Source organism: Streptomyces griseobrunneus, assembly GCF_046713465.1.
Classification (GTDB): domain Bacteria; phylum Actinomycetota; class Actinomycetes; order Streptomycetales; family Streptomycetaceae; genus Streptomyces; species Streptomyces microflavus.
In genome coordinates this window covers 8,144,352-8,167,442 of sequence record NZ_CP177080.1, presented here as the reverse complement: position 1 = coordinate 8,167,442, position 23,091 = coordinate 8,144,352, and the positions used below count along the sequence as shown (strand labels likewise).

The following is a 23,091-nucleotide window of genomic DNA, read 5'->3' as shown; positions in this document are numbered from 1 at the left end:
CGACCTTACCGGGACCGAACTGGTTCACCGGCCGGTGCGGTGAGTTCTTTGGTCATGAAGACGCGGCTGGTGCCCGGCGGATCGCATGCCACCTCTCCCAGCCGCTTCCACCCGTTTTTCTGGTAGAAGCCCGGGGCCTGGAAGGTGATGGTGTAGAGCACGGCCGTGCGGCAGCCACGGGCACGAGCCTCGTCCTCGGCCTGCCGGAGGATCTCTGTTCCCAGCCCGCTGCCACGCAGCCGGGGCGGCAGGTAGAAGAGGTCGAGGAAGAACAGCCCGAGCGAGGTACGCCCGGTCAGTCCGCCGACCACCTGGTGCGTCTCGGGATCACGGACCAGGACGGCCAGAGGTCTGCGGTCGGCGATTCCCGTGTGTTCGATGTTGAAGCGGTCCAGCGCGTCGGAGATTGCCGCAACGTCCTCCGGGTTGGGGACGTCGGTGAGCATGCAGTCCGGATGGGGGGCGGGCTGGCGGGAAACGGTGACGGCAGTGTCGGACGCAGGCATGGTTGCTCCAGTACGTGAGCGGATGCGGGTGCGGGGCCGGTGAGCCCGGCGCACGGACCGACGCTAGGACGGGGACGCTTCGACGGACGTCGAAGCGACGTCGGCGACAATGGGCACCGTGGACATTCAGCGCGCAGGCCAGGATGTGGGTGTGGACCTCGCGGGCGTGGCCAGACTGCTGGCCGACGGCACCCGGGCCGCCTTCTGCCTCGCGCTGCTCGACGGCCGGGCATGGACGGCGAACGAGCTCGCGCGCTATGCCGGAGTCGCACCGTCCACCGCGACCTCGCACCTGAACCTGCTCGTAAACGGCGGACTCCTCGTCGAGGAGCGGCACGGACGCCACCGCTACGTACGGGTGGCCGACCGCAGAGTGGTCGAACTGATCGAGAGCCTTGCCGCGCTGGCCCCGAAGCACAGCGCCCCACCACGCTCGCTGTCGGCCTCCGGCCGGCAGCAGGCACTGGCCCGCGCCCGGCTGTGCTACGACCACCTGGCCGGAACCACCGCACTGGCCATCACCGACGCAATGGTCGAACGCGGACTCCTGGAGTGGGGACCCGAGCCGGGCCTGACCGGCAAAGGCACCCTCTGGCTTGCCGAGACCGGCATCACGGTGCCCGCCAGCTCACGCCGGCCACCGGTGCGCGCATGCCTCGACTGGACCGAGCGCCGTCCCCACCTGGCCGGCGCTGTGGGCGCCGCCCTGTCCGCCCACGCACTCGCCACCGGGTGGATGACACGCATCGGCACCACCCGCGCCCTCCTCGTGACACCCACCGGCCGCCGGGCACTGCACGACCACCTCGGCCTGCCACCAGCTGAACTCTGATCCTGAACCGGACCTGACCCGACCACACCGACGCGTGATCAAGCCGGGCGAACAGGACTCTCCCCGGGGCCCTGCCCCGGCCGGTCTGGCTGATCAGACCCAGCGCTTCGAGCCGGCCAAGCTGGTAAGCGACGGAGCTCGTACTGGAAAGACCTACCCGCGGACCGATCTGCCGGACGGTCGGCCCCTCGCCGTGCTCGATGATCCAGGGCCGGATCACGTACAGGATCGCTTCCTGCCGGACCGACAGGGGCCTCTCGCGTCTCACACCGCTACCTGCGTCCGGTCAGCAGCTGTCCGCTGCCGGAGCTCCACACGGGCCGCGGGCAGACGGCCCGCCGGGGTGGACCAGAACGGGTGCCAGTGGATCCGGACAGACAGCGCACGCAGACGGCGGCGCAGCTCCGTGCCATGGCGGGGGCGGGGTGCGTCGAGGGCGCGGTAGGTGAAGTGCCACTGCTGCTGGGCGTGGATCAGGTCGGCGGGAAAGGGGAAGCGGTCCATCTACCTATTAGAGTGCGTGTTCGAATTCCGAGGCCAACCCGGGATGGTCGGGGCGGGTGGCGTGGTCGAGGGTGGCGCACATCCGGGCTACCAGGCCGTGGAGGATCGCGGTTCCCGGGTCGTCCGCGAGCAGCCGCGCGATCCCGGTGGTGACGGAGGCCACGGCGAGGAGCCGGATGTGCTGGTCGGGGGTGAGCCAGTCCGCGTCCGAGAGGACGCACGGCACGACGGACAGGGTGCTTGTCGTTCCGGCGTCGACGCCGCCGTTGCCCTCGACGAGCCGCCCGTCCGGGCCCATCCGGTCGCATTGCGCCGGGTCGAGGGATTCCATCGCGGCCTCGACCGCGGCGGGCAGGGTCCCGGCGAGCCAGGTCCCGACCGGGCGGGGGGTCGGCGGGGCGGGGAGAGACCGGATCCATGCCGCCGCACGGCGGCCGGCCTCCGCAGCCTCGGCCAGGACCTCGAGCTCACCGGCCCACGGCTCGTAGGGCGGCACATCGTCTGCGGGTAAGGGGAGGTACGCGATCGTCATGCCCGGGCAACCGGCGCCGGCGCCGTACGGAAATGGCGACATTCAGTCTCCCGTTCCGGCCCGCACAGCGGCCCCGGTCAGGCGGCCCGGCCCATGGAGGAGACGTTGCTGTAGGCCTCGTAGTCGGAGTTGAGGTCCTCGATGATCCCGTCCCAGACGACATCGGGTACTGCGAGGGCCTCGTCCATCCAGGCGTCAACCGCACGGCCCCAGAGATCGAGGCCGCAGACGTTGACGCTGCGGCTGGAGAGGGAGCGATGGTGTTTGCGGTCCGGCAAGGACTGCAGTGGTGGACAGGGGCACCACTGCGGCCGGGAGCTCGGTCCTCACCTTGCGGCCCCCGTTCCCCTGACCGTGCCCGTTGGCCGCACTACGCTCGCCTCCAAGCCGCACCGACATGGAGTGTGTGGAGCAGGCCCGGTGCCTTACAGGCTTGTCCTGGGATGGAGTACGACCAGGCCGCAGTCGGTCCCGGCAGCCCGCACAGCTGCCGGGACCGACCCATCACAGAGCACTCCGGCTGCGGGCGCCCGGCCGAACTCCCCGCCGTTCATCGCCTACCGGGAGCCAACGCTGGGCGGGTGGATGCTCGGACGACACCGCACCGACCGGGCAGGGGGCGCTTCTGTGTGCCCAGTGCTGCTCGGTCTCCCCAGACCTCGTGGTGCGCCCTTACGCTGACGGGTACGGCACCGGCCAGACGGAGGGGCACCAATGGACATCCCCGCAGAACTCAGCACCGGCGAACGCATCCGGGTCCTACGAGAGTCCCGGGGCATGTCCCGCCCGGTCCTCGCCCAACTCTGCGGGCGCGGTGTCGAGTGGCTGAAGAAGATCGAGACAGGGGAACGCGAGCTGCGGTCCCACAACCTGCTGCTCCAGCTCGCCTCTGCCCTTCAGGTCGCGGACCTGTCCGTCATCACCGGCACCGATCCCGGCGGCACCGCACAGCCCGTCCAACTGGGCCGGCTGTCCAACCCCGTCATGCCGGACATCTGGTCGGCGGTCATGACCCGCACCCTCACACCGCCCACCGGCGGCCCCGTCGACCCAGCCGTCCTGCAGGGGAAGGTCGATCAGACGTGGCGCCTGTGGCACTCATCGCCCCGAAACAGGACCGAGGTCGGGGCGCTGCTCCCCGCTCTGATCCGGGACGGTGAGCACGCCGTTCGTGTTCTCGACGGCGACCAGCGGCGGGCTGCTTACGTCGCCCTCTCCGACATTTACCGGCTGGCGGGGCAGGCCACCGCGTACATCGCCCCCGCCGAACTCGCCTGGGTTGTCGCAGACCGAGCCCTGTCCGCAGCGCAGGCCGCGGACCAGCCGGCGGCCATAGCGGCCAGCGCCTGGAACATGGGCAACATCCTCCGCGAGACGTCCTACCCCGAAGAGGCGCTGCGTGTCGTGATGGAGGCATCCGACCTGATCCGCCCCCACCTCGAGGGGGCCCCGGAGGACTGGCGGGGCATCTACGGTGCGCTGCAACTGCACGCCGCGGTCACGGCCGCCAGGGAGGGCAACGAGGGCGACGCCTGGCGGTACTGGGGCAAGGGCGACCAGGTCGCCAAGAATCTGCCACCGAACTACGTACACCCGTCGACCGTGTTCGGCAGGGCGAACGTCGACTTCCACGCGGTGAGCGTGGCCACCGATCTCCGGAAGTCGCAGAAGGCCTTGGGTTTGGCTGACGATATCGACCCGGACACCATGCCGTCCCGGGAGCGCCGTGCCCGTCTGTGGGTGGAGGTGGCCCGTGGGCACCTCCAGCGCGGGGACCGCACGGCCGCCCTGCACGTGATGCAGATGGCCCACCGGATCGGCGCGGAGACTGTGGCATACACCCCGTCAGCCCGGGTGGTGACCGCGGACCTGTGGCGCAACAGTCCCAGGTCGATGCGGGCGGAGACGTCCCGGCTCGCCGAAGCGGTCGGCGTCGCTACCGTCGGGTAACGGGTACAGGCCGGGACAGGAGTACAGGCTGTACCTGTTCTCCCTTGCCATGCCCCTTACGGTGACGGCCCATCACTGGCCGGCCGCAGGGGGCTTTCCCATGACTGTCACCAACTGGCACGCATCACCGCAGCGCGCAGTGTTACCGCTCGGCGACCCCACCACCGGGGAAGTGCGGGTGCCCGTCGCCCTGTACGACCTCGACGAGCTCCAGGCCGAAGTGCCGCTGGTTCTGTCCCGGACCGAGGCCGAGCAGCTTCGCGACAACCTCGATACCCTCCTCGCCGGGACCCTTGTCCCCGTCCCCCCTGGGGGCATCCGGTGAAGCACCTCGCCCCGATGAGCCCCGAAGCCGAAGCCGCGTACCGCACACTCCTGCACCACACCACCGACTGCGGCCGCTGCAAAGGGAAGAAGCACTGCCCCCAAGTGGTCGTCCTCTCCCGGAAGTGGAAGGAAGCGCGACGCCGATGATCTGCGTGGACTGCGACAAGACAATCCTCGGCCGCGCGGTGCTCGCCTCCGACGGCGACAGCATGTCCGGCGCCCGCCCCGACGCCATGGCACACCCGCCCCGGTCACAGGACTGCAAGCCCCGGGCGCCCCGCAAAAGGGCGCTACACCAGGCCCTGGCCATCCCGGACAGCTAGATTCCGCCCGCGTCCAGACCTCAAGGCAACCGGGCGGGGGCGTGTTGCCTGCCCGCAGCCTGACCACCACACCAAAGATGTCCGTCAAAGCGGAGCAAGCTCACTCTGATGCACCAAGCTCACGACCACGGCCTTCGCGCTGTTCTTCTGCCTCTGTGACGGAGCACAGGATCAGACGAAGGCCGCCTACGCGCCCGCTGGACTGCGAAACATCGATCAAGTTCGAGGACCCGTTCGAGTCGACCTGAACGGGGCCTCGAACAGACCCAAACACCGTTGTTCCTGACCTTCAACGTTGTCATGATCGTGAAATGAGCAGCGACAGAACGACCGAGATCCACCAATGGGGGCGATCTCTGTTCGAGCGGCAGCAGCAACCAGTGACATGGGCCGGCCACGTCCTTGAGGCAGCTTCACTGAGTCTGGGCAGGACTCCTGAGATCGAAGCAGCCCTGGAGATGGCCGCTGACCAAACGCAGTGGGGTCGTGGCCGCGAATTGTTCGATCGCGTTCGCGGGAGCAGTCTGAGCAGCGAAGACCGACCCGCGGAACATCTGGTCCTCCGACTCGCTGAGCTGGTCGGCAAGCTCGCGCACAACGTTGCCGGGCCCTATCCGCACTTCGACCATCACGCCGGCTGGCAAATCGGGCCCATTGCGTATCGCCTCGCCAGCGAAGTGCAAGATCCGGCACTCCAGGACCGGCTCGCTTCCGCCCTGGGAGGCTGGCCAGCGACAGGCCCGGGACCGCAACGTAACCGGCCTGCGACGCTAAAAAGACAAGCTCAAGGCCGGTGGCGGGAGGAACCCGAACTCCGCCCTTGAGGCCGGCCAGAGGCGCGTGGCTGTCGGCTGGGAGGCTCAGGCGGTGGCGGTGGCGGTGGCGGTGGCCTTCTCCTGGTGTGCCAGGTAGGCACCTCGCCACGAGCTGAGGAATGCGGATACGACCCCGATGAGCCCGAGCCACCACCAGATGCCTTCGGCGGGCGGATTGATCGTGCCCCAGACGAGACAGGCCCCGAACAGGACGCATCCGAAGATGTTCCCCCACATCCGTGCCCCTGGACTGAACTTCGCTTTCATTGTTCCCCCACCCGTGCGAACACTTGCGCTGCTGACGATCGGCACAGTAGACGACGAAGACGTCAGGACGGCGAGGGTTCAGGGGGTCCAGGTAGTCAGGGCGGTGGCGATGTCGCGGACGTCGAGTCCGTTCGCGGTCTGCTCGACCAGGTCGACAGCCTGGTCGGTACTCACCTTCACGGGACGGCCGCCGGCGTTGAGGAACGCCGCGGCGGCGGTGGCCGCGTAGAGCTCCTTGGAGTGTTCCAGCGCGGGCAACCGGACCAGGGACTGCAGGAGAGCTGCGGCGCGGTGGTGAGGTTCGGGATAGACGGTGGTGCCCAGAACTACGGCGCAGTGGCGTGCGCGGGCGGCTTCCAGAGCGCCGTAGTCGGTGATGCCGGGTTCGCCGGGCAGTTTCTCCTGGGCGATCTGCAGGAGCCAGACGAGGCCGACGGTGAGGATCACGCCGCCCGGCCCCCCGCGGCGGGGCGGGGGGCCGGGGCCGAAGTGTTCGGCGAAGCCGGGGGCATGCTCGGTGACGAACTGCTCGGCGCCGGCAAGGAACCAGGCGCGGATAACGTCGTCGGTGAGCATCCGCGCGGCGTACTCCTCGGCGGGGACGTCCTTGTCGGCCGCGAGCACCTCCCGCTCATGCCTCCCGCACTGGAATTCCCTGCCTGCCGTGGGGCGGTCTGCCTCGCCGGGTCGCCAGGATCCGGCTATCGCGGGGCGTCAGACGGAGGGCTGGGACGGGCGGAGCGTACGGGGTGCGGACCGGGTCAGCCCCCGCTCTGCTTCTTCCTGATGTGGTCGGCGGCGTACCGGGCGAGGTCGGTGACGTCCTTGGGCTTCTTCACCTGGGCCGCGACGGTGATGATCGTCGACCCGACACGCATGTCCACATAGGAGGAGTAGTGCTTCCACGGGAAGGGCACGAGGACCGAGTGTGAAGCCGTGGTCTGATCCGCCCCGGTCCGGACCTCCAGGCCGGTCCGCTGCTCGTGCGTGGGTGTCATGCCCTTGAAGGCCGCTTCCGCGTTCCCGGCCGTGTCGAAGGCATGAATGGTGACGCCCGCGAGGCTGCCGTGGCCGGACGCCTGAACGTCCACCCCCTCGAGGCCCGTGCTCCCCGTCGCCACAAAGCCGGGGCACTTCGTGTCCGACCAATTACGGCAGTCGTTCTCCCCCGCGGCGAAATCCTCCATCCTGGGCGCATGGCGCAGCTTCCAGCCGTCCGGGAGCGTCTTCTCGGACAGCAACGCCCCTCTGACCCCCTCCTCCGACAGCGGCTTGCTCTCGCTGCCACAGCCTGTCAGCCCGCACACCACAATGGTCGCGAGCGCCGCAGCGCGTATGCCGTACTTCACCGTCATCCCCCAGACCTCCATGATCATTACCGGGGCCATTCAACGTGACGGCCCGGCGGATGGACAGGTGTTTCCGCCGTCAGATGAGTGTGATCCGCCGGGAGTTGCGGCTCGTCTGCGGTGGGGTGCGGGGGTGTGGGAGGCTGCCGAGGTCCGGGGTGGGCGGCTGGCGTGTGGTGCCGGTGACGGAACCACCGCCTCGGACAGCATTTCTGCGAGGCCTGACGGCTCGTCGCGGCTCCACTTCAAGCAGGTGTGTCACAGAGCGGCCACACGCAACTCGTCGCTCCCCTCGCGAGCGGCACGATCGCCAACGTGACCAATCCCTTGCAGCGCCGCCCGACGCAGGACGGCCGCCATACCCCGAACCTGTGGCCCGTGTGGCTCGTCGCCCCCGGCGCCCTGATCATCGTCGGAGCAGCCGCCTTCGGCCTCTACCACGGTGGGAGACTCGGTCCCATGAAGCCCAATGATCCTAAAGGCGACCTGCGCGGCTACCTCCAGGCGGCCCGCGAAGCCATTGTCTGGAAGCTGGACGGATTGTCCGAATACGACAGCCGCCGCCCCCTGACTCCGACTGGCACCAACATCCTCGGCCTCGTCAAGCACCTCGCCAGCGTTGAGCTCGGGTACTTCGGCCCGACCTTCGGCCGCCCGCACAACGAATCCCTCCCCTGGGACGAGGAGGAGTCCGAGCCCAACTCGGACATGTGGGCACCCGCCAACGAGTCTCGCGAGGATATTCTCGGCCTTTACCACCGCGCCTGGGCGCACGCGGACGCGACGATCGAGGCGCTGCCGCTCGATGCGATGGGCCACGTCACGTGGTGGGGCGACAACGGCAACGTGACGCTTCAGCGGATCATGCTGCATACGACGGCCGAGACGAACCGTCACGCCGGGCACGCCGACATCGTCCGCGAGTTGATCGACGGCAAGACCGGTATGCGGGAGACCAACAGCAACATGGATGGCGGCGACGAGGCCTGGTACCAGGAGTACTGGAACAGGCTGGAGGCGTCCGCCAAGGAGGCCCAGGCCAAGCCGAGCTGAGACTCGCCCAGTTCGAAGTGGACGGTCGTGGGGATGGCGCCCTCCGCTTTCGGGGCCGGCCGGGGAGCGGTGTCGTATGTCGTCATGCCCACCCACGAGGCAGCTGTGTGATGCGGCACCGTCAGGCTTCCTCGATGTGCCTGGTGTCAGCCGTGTCCGCGAGGTACGGGGTGGAGGTGGGCCGGGGAGCTGGGTTGGGCGTCAGGCTGGGGAGCGTGGACCCAGCGCTGGGCGTGCATGGTCTCGGTCTCCCAGTCCTCGAAGAGCTGCGGTAGCGCCTTCGGGTCGCGGTCGGCGTCTCGGTGCCACTGGATGAATGCGCGGGCGGCGGGGCGGCCGGCGTCGCAGGCCGGACAGAGTTCCAGCCAGACGCCCGTCATGAGCGGGCCGTGCCAGTGCAGCAGCAGTTCGGTACCGCAGCGGGAGCAGGGCCGCTCTGGCTGTTCGTCTTCGTCCCGCTCAAGCCGGGCCCTCACCGCACCGCGGCCGTTGGGGCGAACGCTCCAATAGCCACACCCACACCCTCAGCATCTACGCGAACGAATCCTGAGCAACAAAGTTGGCCGTCGGAGCCGTCTATGGCGCACCGTCCCAGCGACGGTCGGGGCCTGGACCTGATGGAAAATCGATCGACGGCCCTGCGTTCGAAGGGCGAGCATGCGTGGCTGCGCCACGCTGAGCGGAGGTTCCGTGGGATCCAGAGACGCCGACATCGACTTCACGTTCACGCACCCGACCACCGTACGCTCGATCGTGGATGCCCTAACCGCGGTGGGCTGGTCGGTGGAGGACCCTGTCGGGGGTGTCACCCACATGATCAACGACGCGGATGACATGTACGAGTGGTACGCCAGCGCCCCCGAAGACATCGATGAGGTGCTGGTACGCCTGGATGCGCCCGGCAACCTGCCGTACACCGTGGCCATCAACGTCTACCACCCGGACGCCGGGACCGGCGGGATGTTCATGCTGATGCCCGGCCGCAAGGAAGTCTTGTTCTCGCCCAGCATCGACCGCCGGCACATCCCGGCGGCGCCTGCGTTCACCGACCTCGCCTGGTACCTGCACGCCCTCGTGCCGGCCCTCGTCACGAGGGGGCTCGAAGGGTACGAAGCCAAAGAGATCAAGTACTGAGCAGCGCGACCGGGCCTCGACCATGCCGCCCACGCTGTGCATCGCAGGTGTCCATCGGTGCCAGGTACGGTGCACGGCCACAGTGACTTACTACTGACTTCGGCGCTTCAGGGTGAGGCTGGGTTGTCGAGGGTGAGGCCGGTTCCGGCTATGAAGCCGTCGAGTGTGTGGGGCCGGTATTGAAGGCGTTTGAGGCGGTTGCGGACGAGGGTTTCGAGGCGGTCGAGGGCCATGACCGCGAGGTTGGCGAGGCTGCGTTTGACGTGGGCCCATACCCACTCGACGGGATTCAGGTCGGGTGAGTAGGCGGGCAGGAGGAACACCGACAGCCACTCCCGCTCGGCCACGAGGCCCTGCATTCTGCGGGAGACGTGAGTGTTCAAGCGGTCCCAGACCAGCACGATCGGGGCCCTGACCAGCTGGTGGACTCCGTCGGCGAGTGCGATGAAGTCCCGCTCGCTCATGCTGCGGCGTGCGCCCTTGCCCGCTGGATGGGTCCGCAGACGGTGACACAGCCGGGTCCTCGAACCCGGTCGCATCGCGATCAGCCCGGCCACCGACAGCCGGCCCGAGCGTCGTCCGCCGACCGTCTCGACCGGGGTAATCCCTCGCCGGCCCCAGGTCCGTCCCCGGGGCGGCCTGCGAGTGAAGCCGGCTTCGTCCTCGAAACAGACATAGCCTCCGCAGGCCGCCCTCGCCCTTTTACCTCCGCCCAGGTCGCCTCCTTCCACACGGCGACGGCCTGCTCGTCGCGTTCGGCGACCCGCCGGGCGGGGACCTGCGGACTGAAGCCCAGCCGGCGCATCAACCGGGTGGCCCCCGAGACGCTGTAGGCGATGTGGAACTTCCGGCCGATCAGCGTGGCCACCCTCGACGCGGTCCACACCTGGTCCTCCACCCAACCGTGCGCGGCCGGCCCCTGCTCCAGGTACGTGGCCAGTTTCTCCAGAGACCGCGGAGACAAGCGGCACCGCGACCCGCTCGGACCGCGGGAGGCCAGGGCCTCAACGCCACCGTCCCGCCACAACTGATGCCACTGGTAAGCCGACTTCACGCTCACCCTCAGCCGGGGGTGGGCTGACGCCTACGGGTCGTCAGCGTCGGGAGTCTGTACGGATGCAGGCGGCGGAGCTGTTTGAACAGCAGATCAAGCCGTCGGAGGTTGCAGGGCGACGAGTCTGACCAGCTTCCCGCGCAGCGGTTCCAGCTTGGCCCGGACGCTGACGTCCACTCCCAGCAACTCGCCGACCTGCCGAGCCCTGACCGGTCCCGCGGCCTGCCGCACGCTGGCGAGAATGCGCTGATAATCCGGCGGGAGCACGCTCTCCTCCACATCGGAGGTGCGGTGTGGGATCAGCATGACCGCCCGCCCGCCCACCTGCGCGGGCACCGGCGAGGCCGAGACACGCTCATCAGCGATCTGTTCGCTCACCCGCTCAAGGACCCGTTCGGCGACAGCGAGTTCGTCGCGCTCGGCCCGCACCTCCGTCAGCTGCTTGGTCAGCCGTTCTTCGAGTTCGTCCAGTTCCGCGCGTCGCGCGGTGATCCGCACCAGCAGCTCGGGATCCATGCACGGAACGTAAATGGCCGCCTGACCCCAGCGAGTAGAAACCAGCGAAACGTCCGGCTCCGTCAGATGATCTACTCCGCAGACAGCCGCCCACGACCAGCGTAAGCACTTCGAGAGCCGGTCACACCAGACCTCTGACCTGCGACTTCAAGTTGGCGGAGGCTCCTTGTGCCGCTTCCCGCCCTCGCTCGTGCTTCCCCAGCGGGGGGGGGATCACCAGCCGTGGCCGATCTCGATGGCTTCGGTGAGGTAGCCCGTGGTCGGCGGCACTGTGCCCCGGGCCTACACGCACTCAAGTGTGATGCCCGGGGCATGGAGGCGGTGGCATCGCACTGGTGTGCGTGTAGGCCCTGAGATCTTGGGCCCGATCCCCAGCCGAACTATGGAACGGCCGGGCGGGGTTCGGTGAGGCGGTCAAGCCGCGTGCAGAGGGCCCGTACGAGGCGGGCACGGTTCTGGGCGCAGCGGGCGGTGCGGCTTCGTAGTCGGCACCGGCCTCACCCTCGACACACCAACCGCACCCTGAAGCGCCGAAGTCAGGAGTGCATCTGCCGGTATTCACCGGGCGGCATGCCGTAGGCGGCGCGGAATGCGTGGCTGAACCCGGCCGCACTGCTCAGGCCCCATCGTGAACCGATGGCGTGCACGGGGACGGTGCGCAGCTGCGATGCGGCGAGGTCCGCGTGGCAGCGCTCCAGCCGCTGGCGGCGGATGAAGGCGGACACCGTCTCGTCGCGGCTTCGGAACAGGTGGTGCAGCAGTCGTACGGAGATGTGGTGGTGTGCCGCGATGCTACGGGGCGTGAGCTGAGGGTCTGCCAGATTGTCCTGGATGAAGGTGTCGATGCGAGCCAGCAGTACCCGATGTCGGGTCTCCGGAGCGAGTTCGCCTTGCGCGTCGGCCAGGTGAGCGAAGAATCCCGCGGCCAGGTCCAGCGTCGTCGCACCGAGCCGCGTGCGGTCCCGTTCGTCTGCAGCGGGCCCTTGCTCGGCCAGGGCCCTCAGGTACTCGGCGAGAATCCGTCCCATTCCGGACCGGGCGGGGAGACCCCGGGCAAGCAGTTGATCGACTTTGGTTTCGGGTAGCGGGAGCAGGGCTCGGGGCAGATGCACGATCAGTGCGCGCGAGTCACCCACTGTCGGTCCGCTGACCGCGCGGCCACGATAGGGACGCGAGGACGTCCAGAGGGCGAAATCCCCCGCCGACAGGTCGGCTTCGTTACGTCCCTGGGAAACCCACATGGCCCCGCCCAGTATCAGGGTCAGTTCGTAGGTCTCAGGATCCCCTCCGCGGATGAGTTCCTCGGTGCGCTCCGACCGTAACTCGGGAAAGGCCATGGTGGATAGTTGCAGGTCACCTATGCCCAAAGACGTCATGCTCCCGGAGAAATCGGCTTCGGAGTCACTGGTGATCCGGGTTGGCGCCACTCCTCGGCCGACCGTCTCGCACCACCAAGCGAATCGCTCGTCGGGGGGCAACCCCGCTGTGTCGAACGCCGTGAACGCCATCAGATCCCCTGTTCAGGTGGCACCTGTCTGGCTTCCCACCCTCTGGCCCAGGACAGTTGGAGACAACATACGACCTGCAACATGGGCGCACAAGAACGCCTGTCCAAGAGCCGTCGCGAGTTCCTCGCAGGACCTGCCCTCCTCCGGAGCGCCGGTGCGCTGGAGCTCTCCGCTCAGCCATGCCTCCGCTGCTCCGGCGCCAGAGGCGGACGCAGTCGACGAACCCTGTGCTCGCTATGACAAGGAATCGTGCGCGGGTGGTCAATGACCGCGTGAACGCCGGGCCCCACAATTATGGCAGCACCCCACGAGAACTGTATGGCGACCGTTCGGCCTCGAGCCTGGTCGATGGTCATGGTCAATAGGGAGTCTCTGTGCGGAAAGATCGACGTATCGGCCTCCGGGCCGGAATTGCGCTGTGTGCCTCGGTGGCAGGCTTGATCGCGATTCCAACGACAGCCGATGCAGCCCCGGTGAACGGGAAGTACAACGGCTCGTGCGGGTCCGGGTACAGCGTGGTCGACTCCCTCGACATCAACGGTTACGGACGAGTCTTTCTGACCTGGAACAACTCCAACGGTTACAACTGCGTCGTCACACAGAAGTACGGGGCGAACGAACTTGGCGAGCTCTACTGGATGACCGCGTGGATCGAGCGGACCGCCAATCACTACAGGGAAGAGGACGAGAACCTGTACCACCGCTACGCAGGCCCGGTCTACGCATACGGACGCGGGACCTGCATCAACTGGGGTGGCTATGTGGACCCCGCACCCACCGGTTCGGGCCAGTACAACTCGCACTGCGGATAACGGGCGGAAGGGAAATGGTCATGCCGTTCGCACAATTTGGACCCGGTGCAGTGTGCCATGGATGAAACGACCAAGCACCTTTGGATCTTCAGGAATGCCACTTCGGCCATCACCGCAGTGACGATGACGGCAGGACTGCTGCTCATCACCGCGCCCGCCGCCCATGCCGCCGGATACGGACTTTGCGGAAGTGGCCACAAGCTCGTAGATTCCGCGCCGATCGGGAATCTGGGAACGGCATATCTGACCTGGAACACGAACTCCGGGAAGAACTGTTTGGTCGTCGTGCGCAACGAGCCGGGAGCAGCCGTTTCCATGAGCGCGATGATCGGACGGAACAATGGCATCCAAGACGTTGATTCCGGCTACTACACCTCCTACGCCGGCCCGGTCTACGTGGACGGTCGCGGAACCTGCATCGACTGGGGCGGCGTGATCCAGGATCGAGAAGTTAGCCGTTGGGACAGCCACTGCGGGTGATTCCGCCTGCTGGAGAAGGTGACCGTGAAGCAAGCCAGGAGAATCGCGGCGATACTCACGGCCGTCGCATCCATCTCGGCAGGAGCGCTGATCGCCGCTCCCGCAGCCAGCGACCGATACAACTCGCCTGCGGCGGCTGACACCGTGAAACCACCGTGGCTGACAAAGGCCACGCGCGCACCCTCCATACCGTTCACCCAACAAGAAAGGGACATTCAGTGACCAGCATCCGCAGAAAACTCGCCGCTCTCTCCGGCGGGCTCGCACTAGCTCTTGCCGCAGTAGCACTGACTCCGGGTGTGGCGAACGCGGCAGCCAACCCCTACAACGGGGTGTGCGGTGCCAACTACAAGGTCATCGATCACATCAAGATGACCACCATGGCCGGTAGGCATCTCGGAGATGCCTACCTCACCTACAATTCCTCCAACGGCTACAACTGCTCTCTCATGCAGATCGTGCCGGGCTCCGGAACAACCTACGCAAAGACCAGGCTCGGTCTCACCGGAGGTGGCGGCGGAGAAGAGGATTACGGCTACTTCACCTCGTACGCGGGACCCGTCTACCTCGCCGCGAGGAACCGGTGCATCGACTGGGAGGGCAGCATCGGAGGGAACAGTTCCGAGGGACTCGCGGGCCACTTCATAGGTAACTCCTACTGCGGATAAGAAGCTCAAGCCTTGAAGGGAGAGCTTCTGCATGATGACATCGGCCACCACGTCGCGGGAGAAGCCCAAGCGAGCGGGCAGGTCGATGCGGATCTCCGCGTCGTCGTCGGAGAAGTTGTTCGGGATGTGGAGGTAGCGCCGCGGCTCGGTCTGCTCCGCCAGCCCCCGGTGAGGAGGGCCGCGCCGAATCCCGCCGGGTTCCAGCGCGGCGAGCGCCGTCTCCCGGCTCTCCACAGCCCTTGGCCGGGGGCTTGCGGATCTTCTTCACCAGCACGTACGGCTTGCCCCTCGGGGTGCCAGGACCGCCACCGAGAGCGAGCCGGAAGGACAACCGGCGCCACCCTGGCTTCGTGGCGTCCGTACGGCGGACCCCGTCCAGGTCCCGGCCGGCCAGCACCCGGGCGATCCCGCGCGCGAGGGAATCGGCGGACTCATCCACCTGCTTGTCGAACTTCGTCTCGGCGGGACTCCTAGCCTTGGCTACCAGCTCCCGCGTCTTGGGGTCCTTGAAGACTCCTGGACGGTTTGCACGGTGGCGTCCAGGTCCGGGGTGGTCAGGTAGCCGGTCTCCGCGACCCGTGCCATGGCCGTGCCCTTTCGGTGTGCGTCCCGGCACCTCACACCCGGAAGCGGAGACCGAACGTAGAAGCGTTGGCCTGTGCATAAGTTCTGGCGACTGGCGAGCCCTGAGCTGCGGATCTGTGGACGCCTTCGCGGACCAGAAACCCGTACGGGCTCCGCCTGAGCGGCACGGTCAGGCGGCACCGGTGCGCGCTCGTACGATGAGCTCCGTGACCACTCGCCGCGTCCTTGGCGCAGGACCCCAGACCCCCGCGCCCAGCAGCATCCGCGCGGCTGAGGCCGACATCCTCGAGGCACTCCCCGGCATACGCCTGCCGGACCTCCACGAACTGCGGGAGCGCGGCGTCGTCCGGTCCCACCTCCCCGGCGCCCTGGGCACCCGTCGGGCCCTCGGGGCCGGGGCTCTGGCCGAAGAAGACGCAGAGACTTCTGACTGATTGATCTGCAGAGATCGGGGGCCGGTTTCAAAAACGGGCCCCTGAATGAGGCAGGTCCTGGGAAGCTCCGGCCAGGGCTTGGCCCTACCTGGTGTCCCGTCCTTCATAATCTTGTCGCTGTCCGGGGTGACGTTGTTCAGTTTGCTGTTCGTCCCGGGGCTGGTTGCCTCTGGTCGCATACGCCCCGGGACGGTGTCCCAAGGTGTCTTGTCGCTCGCTGTTGTCTTTCCCGCTTCGAGCCCGCGGACTTCCCGTCGAGTCCGTCGCGAAGTTGACGGCCCTTCACAGTGACGACCCTCCACGCTGGCGACGACGGCCGCCCCAGCGCCTCCTGCTTCCGCCGACAATCAGGAACACCGAGAGGGCACCGTGGCCTGGGCCCAGCCGACCCTCCAATCAGGTGCAAAAACGGAGCCCGCCGATATCGAATAGGCGTTCAGGTGTGCAGGGCGGTGGCGGTGTGGCTCTCGCGGTCGGCAGAGCGGGTTCGGCTGCGGAATTTGCTGCCGCCCAGGACGGTCGCAGTAATCACTGCGGCGGTGCCGGCGAGGGCGGGGCCGCCGTAGGCGATGACGTGCTGGAGGAAGGTGGCCGCGACGTATCCGGTGGTGGCTTCGGCGCCTGCCCACAAAGGTGCGGCGAGCAGGCTGTAGGGGGCGATGCGCCGGTAGGGCATGCGGGTCGCTCCGGCCAGGTGCGGGGTCAGGGTGCGTACGACGGGGACGAAGCGGGACAGGAAGACGGCTTGGCCGCCGCGTCGGGCCATGAGTGCTTCGGCTCGCTGCCAGGCGGAGGTGGGGATGCGGCGGCCGAGCCGTCCGGTGCGCAGGCGGCTGCCGAGCAGGTGTCCGGTGCGGTGGCCGAGGGCGTCCCCGGCCACGACCGCGCCCGAGGCGGTGGCGATGACCAGGACGAGGTTCAGGTCGCCGGCCCGGGCCAGGGCGCCTGCGGCAAGGAGCAGGGTCAGGGTCGGGATGAACGCACCGAGCAGCAGCACGGACTCGGCGAGCACCGCAGCGGCCAGGATCGCGTAGGCGGCCAGGGCGGGAACGTGGCCGATCAGTCCGGTAAGCGTATTCACGAAGCCACGCCCGCCATGATGTCCAGCGCTGCCGGGGCGGACGCGCGGGCGGGGCGGCGCAGCTGCCAGACGTTGGCCGGGGGCAGGTTGCCCCATACGGTCCAGCAGCCGGTGGCGTACCGGCGCTGGTAGCCGTCCAGGACCTCCTCGACGGCGCGGTGGCGGCGGGCTTCCGCGCGGGAGGCGGTCAGGGCGCGGGCGTAGCGGGTGCCGCGGTAGGCGAAGTACGTGAGGGTGCCGCCGGGGTGGAGCAGTTCCAGGTACCGGTTCATGATCGTCTCGACCTGGTCGGGGGTGAAGTTGGTGAACGGGAGACCGGAGACGATCACGTCGTAGGGGCGGCCGGTGTCGAGCTGTTCGACGAGGGCGTGGTGGACGCGGGCGCGTTCGCTCTCGCCGGCCAGTTGTGGATGGGTGCGGACGAGGTGGCGGAGCTGGGAGGCGAAGCGGGCGTTGGCCTCGACGATGTCCAGTCGGCTGCCCGGGGAGAGGCGGGAGATCAGGGTGCGGGTGACCGACCCGGTGCCCGCGCCGGCCTCCAGCACGTTCAAGGGCTGCGTTCCGTACTCCTGGACCGGGTCGGTCAGCAGGCGTGCGAGCGCTTTGCTGCTGGGTGCGATGGCTCCGGTGGTGCGCAGGTCGCGGGCTGCTTCGAGGAGGAACATCCAGCCCTCGGCGTTGCGCTGCGCGAGGACACGGTCGTGTGAGGTGGTCCAGTTGTTCATGTCTTCGACGCTAGAGACGGCCGATCTCCTGCGGATCACCCCTTGTGCGACCGCCTTCCCCTACGAAAGTAGGGGGTCGCCATGGCCGAACGGTGGCCGTGAAACAGACGGCCGCCTGCCTACGCTGCACAGGTGAAACGGGAACAGAGCCACAGATGGGCCGCGTACGGACGCTACGGCCTGGTGGTGTTGCTGACGCTGGCCGCGGTCCAGAACGGGGCATCGAGCGCAGGCGGCCATTACGTGGCCGTCCGCAGTGCGGTGGCGATCGCGTGCGGGCTGGCTCTGCTGCTACGGGGGCCGTGGTGGCTCGCTCCTGCTTTGACGACGGCAGCCGCGGGTGTGTGGGGGTGGCCCATGCTCCCGCTGCTCCTGCTCGCCCTGTTCGACCTCGCCGCCCGCCGGCAGATCTGGGCAGCAGTGACCTGCTCGACCGTGGCCCTCACCGGCAGCGCCGTCCTGCACCCGGTGGTATCTCTGTGGGACCCGCAGCCGTACGGCTCGGCACTTTTCCTTATGCTTGCCGTGGTCGCGGGGCTATGGATGGGAAACCGGCGCCGCCTGGTCAAGGCGCTGAACGCCCAGGTGGAGCACCTACGGATCGAGCGGGAACTACGTGAACAGGCCGCACGCATGGCCGAACGGTCCGCGATCGCGGCGGAGATGCACGACGTGCTCGCCCACCGGCTCAGCTTGATCGCCCTGCACACCGGCGTACTGGCCACCAAGAATGACACTCTGCCTGATCCCGTCCTCGAACGCCTCAGCCTGCTGCGCACCGCCTCCACCGACGCCCTGACCGACCTGCGCGACGTGCTCGGCGCCCTGCGCGCCGATGCCTCTCCCTCCACCGACCGGCCCGCACCGGCCCTGCGAGACGTCGTAGAGATGATCGGACAGGCCCGGGCGGCCGGGCAGACGATCGACACGACCGTCGAGGGCAGCCCCGAGCAGGCTCCCGCAGCACACCGGCTGGCCGTCTACCGGCTGGTCCAGGAAGCACTGACCAACGCCCGCAAACACGCCCCCGACGCGCCCGTCCGTATCCGCATCGACTACGGGCCTCCCGCCACCCTGATCGAGGTCACCAACCCCCCCAGCACCAACCTCCGCGGCGCCCCGGTGGTTCCCTCCGGATTCGGCCTCGTCGGACTGCGCGAACGGGTTGAAACACTGGGCGGGCACCTGACCGCCGGGCCCGGCGGCGCCGGGACCTGGCGACTGGCCGCCCGCATCCCCCACCCCGTCACCGAACAGAACGGTCCCCGCACGTGATCCGCGCCATGGTCGTCGACGACGACGCCCTCGTCCGCCTCGGACTGACCGACCTCCTCGACAGCGACGACACCATCGAGGTCGTCGCCCAGGCCACCGACGGCCTCCACGCCATCGAGCAGGCCACCGCCCACCACATCGACGTCGCCCTGGTCGACGTCCGCATGCCCCGCATGGACGGCATCACCGCCACCCGGCGGCTGCGCGCCCTGCCCCACCCACCCAAAGTCATCACCCTGACCACCTTCGACCTCGACGAGTACGTCTACGACGCACTGGCCGCAGGCGCCGACGGCTTCCTCCTCAAGGACACCGACCCCGCCGAAATCCTGCGAGCCGTCCACCTCGTCGCCGCCGGCTCCGCCATGCTCCACCCCACCGCTGCCCGCCGCCTCATCGACCGCTACCACCACACGGGCCGCCCCCAGGCCACCCAGGCCCAGGCCCGCATCGCGCCCCTCACCCCACGCGAAAAGGACGTCCTAGCGCTGCTCGCCGAAGGAGACACCAACGCCGACATCGCGAAGACCCTCGGCATGCGGGAAAGCACCGTCAAATCCCACGTCAGCCGCATCCTGACCACCCTGCGCGTCACCAACCGCGTCCAGGCCGCACTTCTGGCCCGCGACGCCGGCCTCACCCCCTGAGAAGCCCTCCCTCACCGCCACCAGGCGCCTGCGAGCCCGTCGGAGCTGTCTTCGGACCACGCACCGAGACGGCCGGGGGCCTATATGCGGTGCCGCCCACCGACAACGAAAACTGGGACACCCGTGCCCGAACCGATGCCGGAGACAATGCCTCCTGGGATTCCGTAAGCCGTCAAGTTCACCGCATCTTGCCTATCTCCTGATCACAGAGGTGCCCGGCGGGAACGTGAAATGGGACGGGACACCTGGTTCCAGAGCCATCGCCCGTTCCAACGGGACCGAGCGCATGGAAGCCGGACCGTCTTCCCGCTGGTAAGACGTCGTTTCTTATGGTGGTCCTTGCTCGTTGAGCGGTGTATGACGGATCTGGTTGAGCCGCGAACACGCTCGCCAGCCAGGGACTGGAACCCCTTCATCCGCGGCATCCCGCTAGCATCCCGCTCACCCGTTCACGCCGTGGCCCGCGCCGACGGCGGCCGGCGCAGCTGCACGCGGACGGCCGCCGGACCGTATGCCGTCTGCCAGAACACAGATCGTCCCGTCTGTACCCGTGCGGCGGGCTGCCGCTTCTCTGCTGGTCCTCGCCCAGGAGAATCGTTGCGTCTGCGCATGATCTTGGGTGACCGTCGCGGCGGGTCGGGTACGGGACGCCGGGGGATCGCTCCCCGGGGGTGGCACCGGCGTCAGCCGGTGTCTTCTCGCTTCAACGCCCCCTGCCCGGAACCCGTGCGGGCGTCAGGGCTTACGGAAGCTCTGCGAGCGTTTAAGGTCTCCCCCGTATCGGAGGCGACCGGCGTGAGCTGCCTGCGCGCCGCGTGCACGATGTTCGCGGTGCTGTTCTCGTGACGGTGTAGAACACCACCGCACGACGGGCAGTAGGACCATCTATTGGAAGGGGCGGAGCTTGGGTTTCGCTCCCCGCACTTCCCGCAGGCATAAGCGGTTGGTTCGGCCTTGTCCAGAACGACGAGCTGCGAGCCGTACCAGACGGTTTTGTAGGCGAGTTGCCTGCGCAGCTCGCCCAGACCGGCATCCAGGAGGTGCCGGTTGACCCGGGCCCCGGCCTCCACGTTCTTGCCGGGCTTACCGGGGGTGCTCCCGGCGGAGGCAGTGAGCGCGGTGAGGTCGAGGTCTTCGATCGCCACGTGTGTGAACCCGGTGGTGAGCTTCTTGGAGACACCGTGCAGGAACGATGCGCGCCGGACCGCGATCTGGTGATGTACGCGGGCGAGTCGGGCTGTGTGCTTCGCCCGCCGTCGCGATCCCTTGGCCGTGCGGGCCAGTGCACGCTGTGTCTTCGTCAGCTTTGCCATGTGGCCGGTGAGCGGCCGCGGGTGTTCCACCAGCGTGGAGGTGGGGTCGCCCGGGTGGAGGGGGCTGGACAGGGCGATGTAGCGGGAGCCGAGGTCGACGCCGACGGGCCCGCCGTTGCGCTGGCGGGCGGTCGGGCGGCCGATCTGCTTGACGCGGCCGACGCGTTCGGCGGCCTTGTCGGCCTGGGCGCGGGTCGGGTACGGGGTACGGGTGCCGTCTTCGTCGATGTGTTCCCAGAGCAGGGGGATGTCCTGCTGCACCTTGGCGAGTACGGAGGCGTACCAGCGGTGGCCGCCTCGGGTGACGGTCACGGACTGGATGACGGCCTGGCCCCGGTCGACGAGCCGCGCGAGCGGCTTGCCCGTGTTGTGGATGCGGATGCTGCCCAGGCCCGGCATCACCAGGCGCCGGTAGCCATCCAGCCGGATGATCGGCCTGTTCACGTGGTGAAAGAGAGCGAACGATTCTGCCGCACGGCCCTTCTTCTTGAACCGGGGATAGCCCACGCCGCGCCCGGCACGCCGGCCGGAGAACGACTCCAGCCAGTTCTTCCAGGCGACCTGGGCGCGGTCGAAGCCGGAGGTGAAGCAGTACACGTTGACATCGCCCCACCAGGGGCTGCCACCCTCCTCTTTGGACCGGTCGCGGTCCATGCGCCACAGAGCACTGGTGTCCATGGCGGACGGCGTGCGGAATCCGGCACTGAACGCTTCGGCCTTCAGGCTGTTGACCGAGGTGCGGGCCTCGGCCAGGAGCTGGCTCTCGCGCCCCGTGGCGACGGCTTCTGCGCGAGCCGCAGCCAGCCGACGGGCCAGTACCTCCTGCCCTGCCGGGGTCCGGAACACAGCCACGGGCGGCTTGCCGGGGGTGGTGGTCATGAGGGACTTACGGTGGTGGTCCCACACCTTGATGCGCTCGGTGAGCCCGGCGCCGTCGGCCTTGATCCGGGACTTCGCCTCGGCCTCGCTCAGCCCAGCATCGAGGTAGACGGCCCGGCGGGCCGCCCAGGCCCGGTGGGACTCTGTCTTCTTCGCCAGCGCATAGTTGTAGGCCCACCGGCAGGCACCGGCATAGCGAGCCAGCTCGGCACGTTCCGCATCCGTGGGGTCCAGGGCGAACCGGTACGCACGCAAGACCTGTGTCTCTGGCATATACGTTTCCCCCCGCCCGCCGTGGCTACATAAAGTGACTTGCGGCTACGGACTGTAGAGCAACTGTTGGTCCGGAATCCAATCGGCTCAACACTGGGGGGACGCGTGCGGGGGAGATCTTCCGCGCACGGGCCCAAAAGACGTCGCTCTAGCTGGTGAGGCGACGGTGGCAGATGCGGACTGCGGCTATGCCGACGAAGGCGAGAAAGTGCTCGGGCTTGCGTTCGTAGCGGCGGTGCAGGCGTCGGCAGCCAGCCAGCCAGGAAACGGTTCGTTCGACCAGCTTCGGCGCGCTCCAGCGCAGCTGCGTCCCGGCTGCCGGAAGGTCGGGGGCGACGTCCAGGCGTCCGGTCTCCGCGTCGAAGGCCACGGCCTTCACGCGCCCGGCGAGTTCGGGCACGACCGCGGCGAGGATGGTGTCGAAGTCGGCGAGGACGCTTCCGCCGGCGGCCGGGGCGGCCATGCCGCGCTCGGTCATCATCATGCCGATCGCGCTGCCCAGACCGAGCGGCTCACGGCCGTCACGGCGTACGACGGTGGTGGTGCGCCGCTTCGGCTTCTGGCGAGTGTTGCCATGCTTCTTCGCCGCCTCCCGGGCGGCGAGCAGGGCCTGGCACGCCAGGTCGACATCGGACACCTCGCCGCCGCTCACGACTGCCCCCAGGGCGAGTAGCCAAGGTTCAGGTGCCCGAGCCGGGCGTGGTGCTGCGCCTGGTCGACCAGCTGATTGCTGAACAGGCGCCTCGCTGACGGCTCGCCGTAGCGGTCGATGTGGTCGAAGACGACCTGGTGGTCCTTCATCGCCCGCACCCGCCAGTCGCGCACCTGGTCGGGGGTCAAGTCCTCAAGGACGAGCTCCTGATCGTCGTCGAGGACGGTGGTCTCCGGCTCCAGGACCGGAGCGACGGCGGCCGGGCACGGCGCGGGCAACACGACCGGGGCCACCGGCGGCCGGGACCTCCTGGGCTTGACTGCCGCAGATGCCGGAAACGTGGTCAGCGCCGGCGATCGCCCGGCGCGAGCAGGCTGGTGACTTCGGCGATCGCCTCGGGTGAGGGGTGGAAGCACACGGCAGCCCTTGGTCGCCGGAGCGGTCTCGCAGGCCGCGGTCGTGACCACGGAGGTCGGGGCGGTTCGGGCTGGTCCCCTGCACAGCGTCTCCGGGCCTGCTGCGGCGCAACCGACGTCTCGTCGCCCACGTCAGAAGGCCTCTGCCGGTCAGCGCCCTGCCCCGCGCTGGCGCGGGGCA

General features: G+C 68.4%; 27 protein-coding genes and 2 pseudogenes. 12 read left to right on the top strand and 17 right to left on the bottom strand.

Annotation, left to right across the window (positions count from 1 at the left end; translation table 11 throughout):
- Positions 1-5: 5 nt before the first annotated feature.
- Complete coding sequence (locus ACK8N7_RS37155; RefSeq protein ID WP_500445567.1) at positions 6-506, bottom strand: GNAT family N-acetyltransferase; 501 nt, start codon at positions 504-506, stop codon at positions 6-8.
- A gap of 109 nt (positions 507-615) precedes the next feature.
- Between ACK8N7_RS37155 and ACK8N7_RS37150 the strand changes: the two genes are divergently transcribed.
- A complete protein-coding gene (locus tag ACK8N7_RS37150; RefSeq protein ID WP_500445565.1) occupies positions 616-1,338 on the top strand; it encodes an ArsR/SmtB family transcription factor in 723 nt (240 codons plus the stop codon).
- 94 nt (positions 1,339-1,432) lie between these two features.
- Here the strand turns inward: ACK8N7_RS37150 and ACK8N7_RS37145 are convergent.
- The 4 genes and pseudogenes from ACK8N7_RS37145 to ACK8N7_RS37130 form a co-directional block, all read right to left on the bottom strand.
- Positions 1,433-1,606: pseudogene (locus ACK8N7_RS37145) on the bottom strand (LexA family protein); the annotation flags it as partial.
- Positions 1,603-1,842, bottom strand: coding sequence for a DUF8825 domain-containing protein (locus ACK8N7_RS37140; RefSeq protein WP_500445563.1), 240 nt, complete (start codon positions 1,840-1,842; stop codon positions 1,603-1,605). The gene ACK8N7_RS37140 and the pseudogene ACK8N7_RS37145, both read right to left, overlap by 4 nt.
- A 7-nt stretch (positions 1,843-1,849) precedes the next feature.
- Positions 1,850-2,374 (bottom strand): hypothetical protein, encoded by a 525-nt coding sequence (locus ACK8N7_RS37135; RefSeq protein ID WP_500445561.1) that lies wholly within the window; start codon positions 2,372-2,374, stop codon positions 1,850-1,852.
- A gap of 77 nt (positions 2,375-2,451) precedes the next feature.
- Entirely contained in the window at positions 2,452-2,652 is a 201-nt protein-coding gene (locus ACK8N7_RS37130; protein ID WP_500445560.1) for a hypothetical protein, read from the bottom strand.
- Between the two features lie 436 nt (positions 2,653-3,088).
- Here ACK8N7_RS37130 and ACK8N7_RS37125 point away from each other — a divergent pair, with 436 nt between their 5' ends.
- From ACK8N7_RS37125 to ACK8N7_RS37115, 3 genes are all read left to right on the top strand, one after another.
- Entirely contained in the window at positions 3,089-4,324 is a 1,236-nt protein-coding gene (locus ACK8N7_RS37125; RefSeq protein WP_500445558.1) for a helix-turn-helix domain-containing protein, read from the top strand.
- A gap of 100 nt (positions 4,325-4,424) precedes the next feature.
- Entirely contained in the window at positions 4,425-4,649 is a 225-nt protein-coding gene (locus ACK8N7_RS37120) for a hypothetical protein (protein ID WP_500445557.1), read from the top strand.
- A gap of 145 nt (positions 4,650-4,794) precedes the next feature.
- Entirely contained in the window at positions 4,795-4,974 is a 180-nt protein-coding gene (locus ACK8N7_RS37115; RefSeq protein WP_500445555.1) for a hypothetical protein, read from the top strand.
- An 860-nt stretch (positions 4,975-5,834) separates the two neighbouring features.
- On the opposite strand, the gene ACK8N7_RS37110 is transcribed toward ACK8N7_RS37115, so the two are convergent.
- From ACK8N7_RS37110 to ACK8N7_RS37100, 3 genes are all read right to left on the bottom strand, one after another.
- Positions 5,835-6,026: a hypothetical protein gene (locus ACK8N7_RS37110; RefSeq protein WP_500445553.1), complete on the bottom strand. Its 192-nt coding sequence runs from the start codon at positions 6,024-6,026 to the stop codon at positions 5,835-5,837.
- A gap of 108 nt (positions 6,027-6,134) precedes the next feature.
- Positions 6,135-6,680, bottom strand: a complete 546-nt coding sequence (locus tag ACK8N7_RS37105) for a hypothetical protein (protein WP_500445551.1) — start codon at positions 6,678-6,680, stop codon at positions 6,135-6,137.
- 137 nt (positions 6,681-6,817) lie between these two features.
- Entirely contained in the window at positions 6,818-7,411 is a 594-nt protein-coding gene (locus tag ACK8N7_RS37100; protein ID WP_500445549.1) for a hypothetical protein, read from the bottom strand.
- A 453-nt stretch (positions 7,412-7,864) separates the two neighbouring features.
- On the opposite strand from ACK8N7_RS37100, the gene ACK8N7_RS37095 reads away from it, so the two are divergent.
- Positions 7,865-8,458, top strand: coding sequence for a DinB family protein (locus tag ACK8N7_RS37095; protein ID WP_500445944.1), 594 nt, complete (start codon positions 7,865-7,867; stop codon positions 8,456-8,458).
- Between the two features lie 146 nt (positions 8,459-8,604).
- Here ACK8N7_RS37095 and ACK8N7_RS37090 read toward each other — a convergent pair whose 3' ends face one another.
- Complete coding sequence (locus ACK8N7_RS37090) at positions 8,605-8,934, bottom strand: DUF6300 family protein (protein WP_500445548.1); 330 nt, start codon at positions 8,932-8,934, stop codon at positions 8,605-8,607.
- Positions 8,935-9,271: 337 nt separating this feature from the next.
- On the opposite strand from ACK8N7_RS37090, the gene ACK8N7_RS37085 reads away from it, so the two are divergent.
- Positions 9,272-9,592 carry a hypothetical protein gene (locus ACK8N7_RS37085; RefSeq protein ID WP_500445546.1) on the top strand — a complete coding sequence of 107 codons (321 nt, stop codon included), beginning with the start codon at positions 9,272-9,274 and terminating at the stop codon, positions 9,590-9,592.
- A 107-nt stretch (positions 9,593-9,699) separates the two neighbouring features.
- Here ACK8N7_RS37085 and ACK8N7_RS37080 read toward each other — a convergent pair.
- The 3 genes and pseudogenes from ACK8N7_RS37080 to ACK8N7_RS37070 all read right to left on the bottom strand — a co-directional run.
- Positions 9,700-10,661: pseudogene (locus ACK8N7_RS37080) on the bottom strand (IS630 family transposase); the annotation flags it as partial.
- A gap of 78 nt (positions 10,662-10,739) precedes the next feature.
- On the bottom strand, positions 10,740-11,162 hold the full coding sequence (locus tag ACK8N7_RS37075) for a hypothetical protein (RefSeq protein ID WP_500445545.1): 423 nt from the start codon (positions 11,160-11,162) through the stop codon (positions 10,740-10,742).
- Between the two features lie 536 nt (positions 11,163-11,698).
- Complete coding sequence (locus ACK8N7_RS37070) at positions 11,699-12,670, bottom strand: AraC-like ligand-binding domain-containing protein (RefSeq protein WP_500445543.1); 972 nt, start codon at positions 12,668-12,670, stop codon at positions 11,699-11,701.
- Positions 12,671-13,143: 473 nt separating this feature from the next.
- On the opposite strand from ACK8N7_RS37070, the gene ACK8N7_RS37065 reads away from it, so the two are divergent.
- The 4 genes from ACK8N7_RS37065 (at position 13,144) to ACK8N7_RS37050 (ending at position 15,649) form a co-directional block, all read left to right on the top strand.
- Positions 13,144-13,482 (top strand): spore-associated protein A, encoded by a 339-nt coding sequence (locus ACK8N7_RS37065; protein WP_500445541.1) that lies wholly within the window; start codon positions 13,144-13,146, stop codon positions 13,480-13,482.
- A 57-nt stretch (positions 13,483-13,539) separates the two neighbouring features.
- Positions 13,540-13,962 carry a spore-associated protein A gene (locus ACK8N7_RS37060; RefSeq protein WP_500445540.1) on the top strand — a complete coding sequence of 141 codons (423 nt, stop codon included), beginning with the start codon at positions 13,540-13,542 and terminating at the stop codon, positions 13,960-13,962.
- 218 nt (positions 13,963-14,180) lie between these two features.
- Positions 14,181-14,630, top strand: a complete 450-nt coding sequence (locus tag ACK8N7_RS37055) for a spore-associated protein A (RefSeq protein WP_500445538.1) — start codon at positions 14,181-14,183, stop codon at positions 14,628-14,630.
- A 791-nt stretch (positions 14,631-15,421) separates the two neighbouring features.
- Complete coding sequence (locus ACK8N7_RS37050; RefSeq protein WP_500445536.1) at positions 15,422-15,649, top strand: hypothetical protein; 228 nt, start codon at positions 15,422-15,424, stop codon at positions 15,647-15,649.
- A 436-nt stretch (positions 15,650-16,085) separates the two neighbouring features.
- Here ACK8N7_RS37050 and ACK8N7_RS37045 read toward each other — a convergent pair whose 3' ends face one another.
- Both ACK8N7_RS37045 and ACK8N7_RS37040 read right to left on the bottom strand, forming a co-directional pair.
- Positions 16,086-16,730, bottom strand: a complete 645-nt coding sequence (locus ACK8N7_RS37045; protein WP_500445534.1) for a DedA family protein — start codon at positions 16,728-16,730, stop codon at positions 16,086-16,088.
- Positions 16,727-17,455, bottom strand: a complete 729-nt coding sequence (locus ACK8N7_RS37040) for a class I SAM-dependent methyltransferase (protein WP_500445533.1) — start codon at positions 17,453-17,455, stop codon at positions 16,727-16,729. The genes ACK8N7_RS37045 and ACK8N7_RS37040 overlap by 4 nt, the downstream gene beginning before the upstream one ends.
- Positions 17,456-17,587: 132 nt before the next feature.
- On the opposite strand from ACK8N7_RS37040, the gene ACK8N7_RS37035 reads away from it, so the two are divergent.
- Positions 17,588-18,730, top strand: a complete 1,143-nt coding sequence (locus ACK8N7_RS37035) for a sensor histidine kinase (RefSeq protein ID WP_500445531.1) — start codon at positions 17,588-17,590, stop codon at positions 18,728-18,730.
- On the top strand, positions 18,727-19,377 hold the full coding sequence (locus ACK8N7_RS37030; RefSeq protein WP_500445529.1) for a response regulator: 651 nt from the start codon (positions 18,727-18,729) through the stop codon (positions 19,375-19,377). Before ACK8N7_RS37035 ends, ACK8N7_RS37030 begins: the two co-directional genes overlap by 4 nt.
- A gap of 683 nt (positions 19,378-20,060) precedes the next feature.
- Here the strand turns inward: ACK8N7_RS37030 and ACK8N7_RS37025 are convergent.
- From ACK8N7_RS37025 to ACK8N7_RS37015, 3 genes are all read right to left on the bottom strand, one after another.
- Entirely contained in the window at positions 20,061-21,842 is a 1,782-nt protein-coding gene (locus ACK8N7_RS37025; protein ID WP_500445527.1) for an RNA-guided endonuclease TnpB family protein, read from the bottom strand.
- A 148-nt stretch (positions 21,843-21,990) separates the two neighbouring features.
- Positions 21,991-22,494: a DciA family protein gene (locus tag ACK8N7_RS37020; protein ID WP_500445525.1), complete on the bottom strand. Its 504-nt coding sequence runs from the start codon at positions 22,492-22,494 to the stop codon at positions 21,991-21,993.
- On the bottom strand, positions 22,491-22,775 hold the full coding sequence (locus tag ACK8N7_RS37015; RefSeq protein ID WP_500445523.1) for a hypothetical protein: 285 nt from the start codon (positions 22,773-22,775) through the stop codon (positions 22,491-22,493). Before ACK8N7_RS37015 ends, ACK8N7_RS37020 begins: the two co-directional genes overlap by 4 nt.
- Positions 22,776-23,091 lie beyond the last annotated feature (316 nt).

What these genes read in the sequence shown, in the direction of transcription:
- ACK8N7_RS37155 (WP_500445567.1), bottom strand. Translation starts at nt 506, where the DNA reads ATGCCTGCGTCCGACACTGCCGTCACCGTTTCCCGCCAGCCCGCCCCC.
- ACK8N7_RS37150 (WP_500445565.1), top strand. Translation starts at nt 616, where the DNA reads ATGGGCACCGTGGACATTCAGCGCGCAGGCCAGGATGTGGGTGTGGAC.
- ACK8N7_RS37140 (WP_500445563.1), bottom strand. Translation starts at nt 1,842, where the DNA reads ATGGACCGCTTCCCCTTTCCCGCCGACCTGATCCACGCCCAGCAGCAG.
- ACK8N7_RS37135 (WP_500445561.1), bottom strand. Translation starts at nt 2,374, where the DNA reads ATGACGATCGCGTACCTCCCCTTACCCGCAGACGATGTGCCGCCCTAC.
- ACK8N7_RS37125 (WP_500445558.1), top strand. Translation starts at nt 3,089, where the DNA reads ATGGACATCCCCGCAGAACTCAGCACCGGCGAACGCATCCGGGTCCTA.
- ACK8N7_RS37120 (WP_500445557.1), top strand. Translation starts at nt 4,425, where the DNA reads ATGACTGTCACCAACTGGCACGCATCACCGCAGCGCGCAGTGTTACCG.
- ACK8N7_RS37115 (WP_500445555.1), top strand. Translation starts at nt 4,795, where the DNA reads ATGATCTGCGTGGACTGCGACAAGACAATCCTCGGCCGCGCGGTGCTC.
- ACK8N7_RS37110 (WP_500445553.1), bottom strand. Translation starts at nt 6,026, where the DNA reads ATGTGGGGGAACATCTTCGGATGCGTCCTGTTCGGGGCCTGTCTCGTC.
- ACK8N7_RS37100 (WP_500445549.1), bottom strand. Translation starts at nt 7,411, where the DNA reads ATGACGGTGAAGTACGGCATACGCGCTGCGGCGCTCGCGACCATTGTG.
- ACK8N7_RS37095 (WP_500445944.1), top strand. Translation starts at nt 7,865, where the DNA reads ATGAAGCCCAATGATCCTAAAGGCGACCTGCGCGGCTACCTCCAGGCG.
- ACK8N7_RS37085 (WP_500445546.1), top strand. Translation starts at nt 9,272, where the DNA reads ATGATCAACGACGCGGATGACATGTACGAGTGGTACGCCAGCGCCCCC.
- ACK8N7_RS37075 (WP_500445545.1), bottom strand. Translation starts at nt 11,162, where the DNA reads ATGGATCCCGAGCTGCTGGTGCGGATCACCGCGCGACGCGCGGAACTG.
- ACK8N7_RS37070 (WP_500445543.1), bottom strand. Translation starts at nt 12,670, where the DNA reads ATGGCGTTCACGGCGTTCGACACAGCGGGGTTGCCCCCCGACGAGCGA.
- ACK8N7_RS37060 (WP_500445540.1), top strand. Translation starts at nt 13,540, where the DNA reads ATGGATGAAACGACCAAGCACCTTTGGATCTTCAGGAATGCCACTTCG.
- ACK8N7_RS37040 (WP_500445533.1), bottom strand. Translation starts at nt 17,455, where the DNA reads ATGAACAACTGGACCACCTCACACGACCGTGTCCTCGCGCAGCGCAAC.
- ACK8N7_RS37025 (WP_500445527.1), bottom strand. Translation starts at nt 21,842, where the DNA reads ATGCCAGAGACACAGGTCTTGCGTGCGTACCGGTTCGCCCTGGACCCC.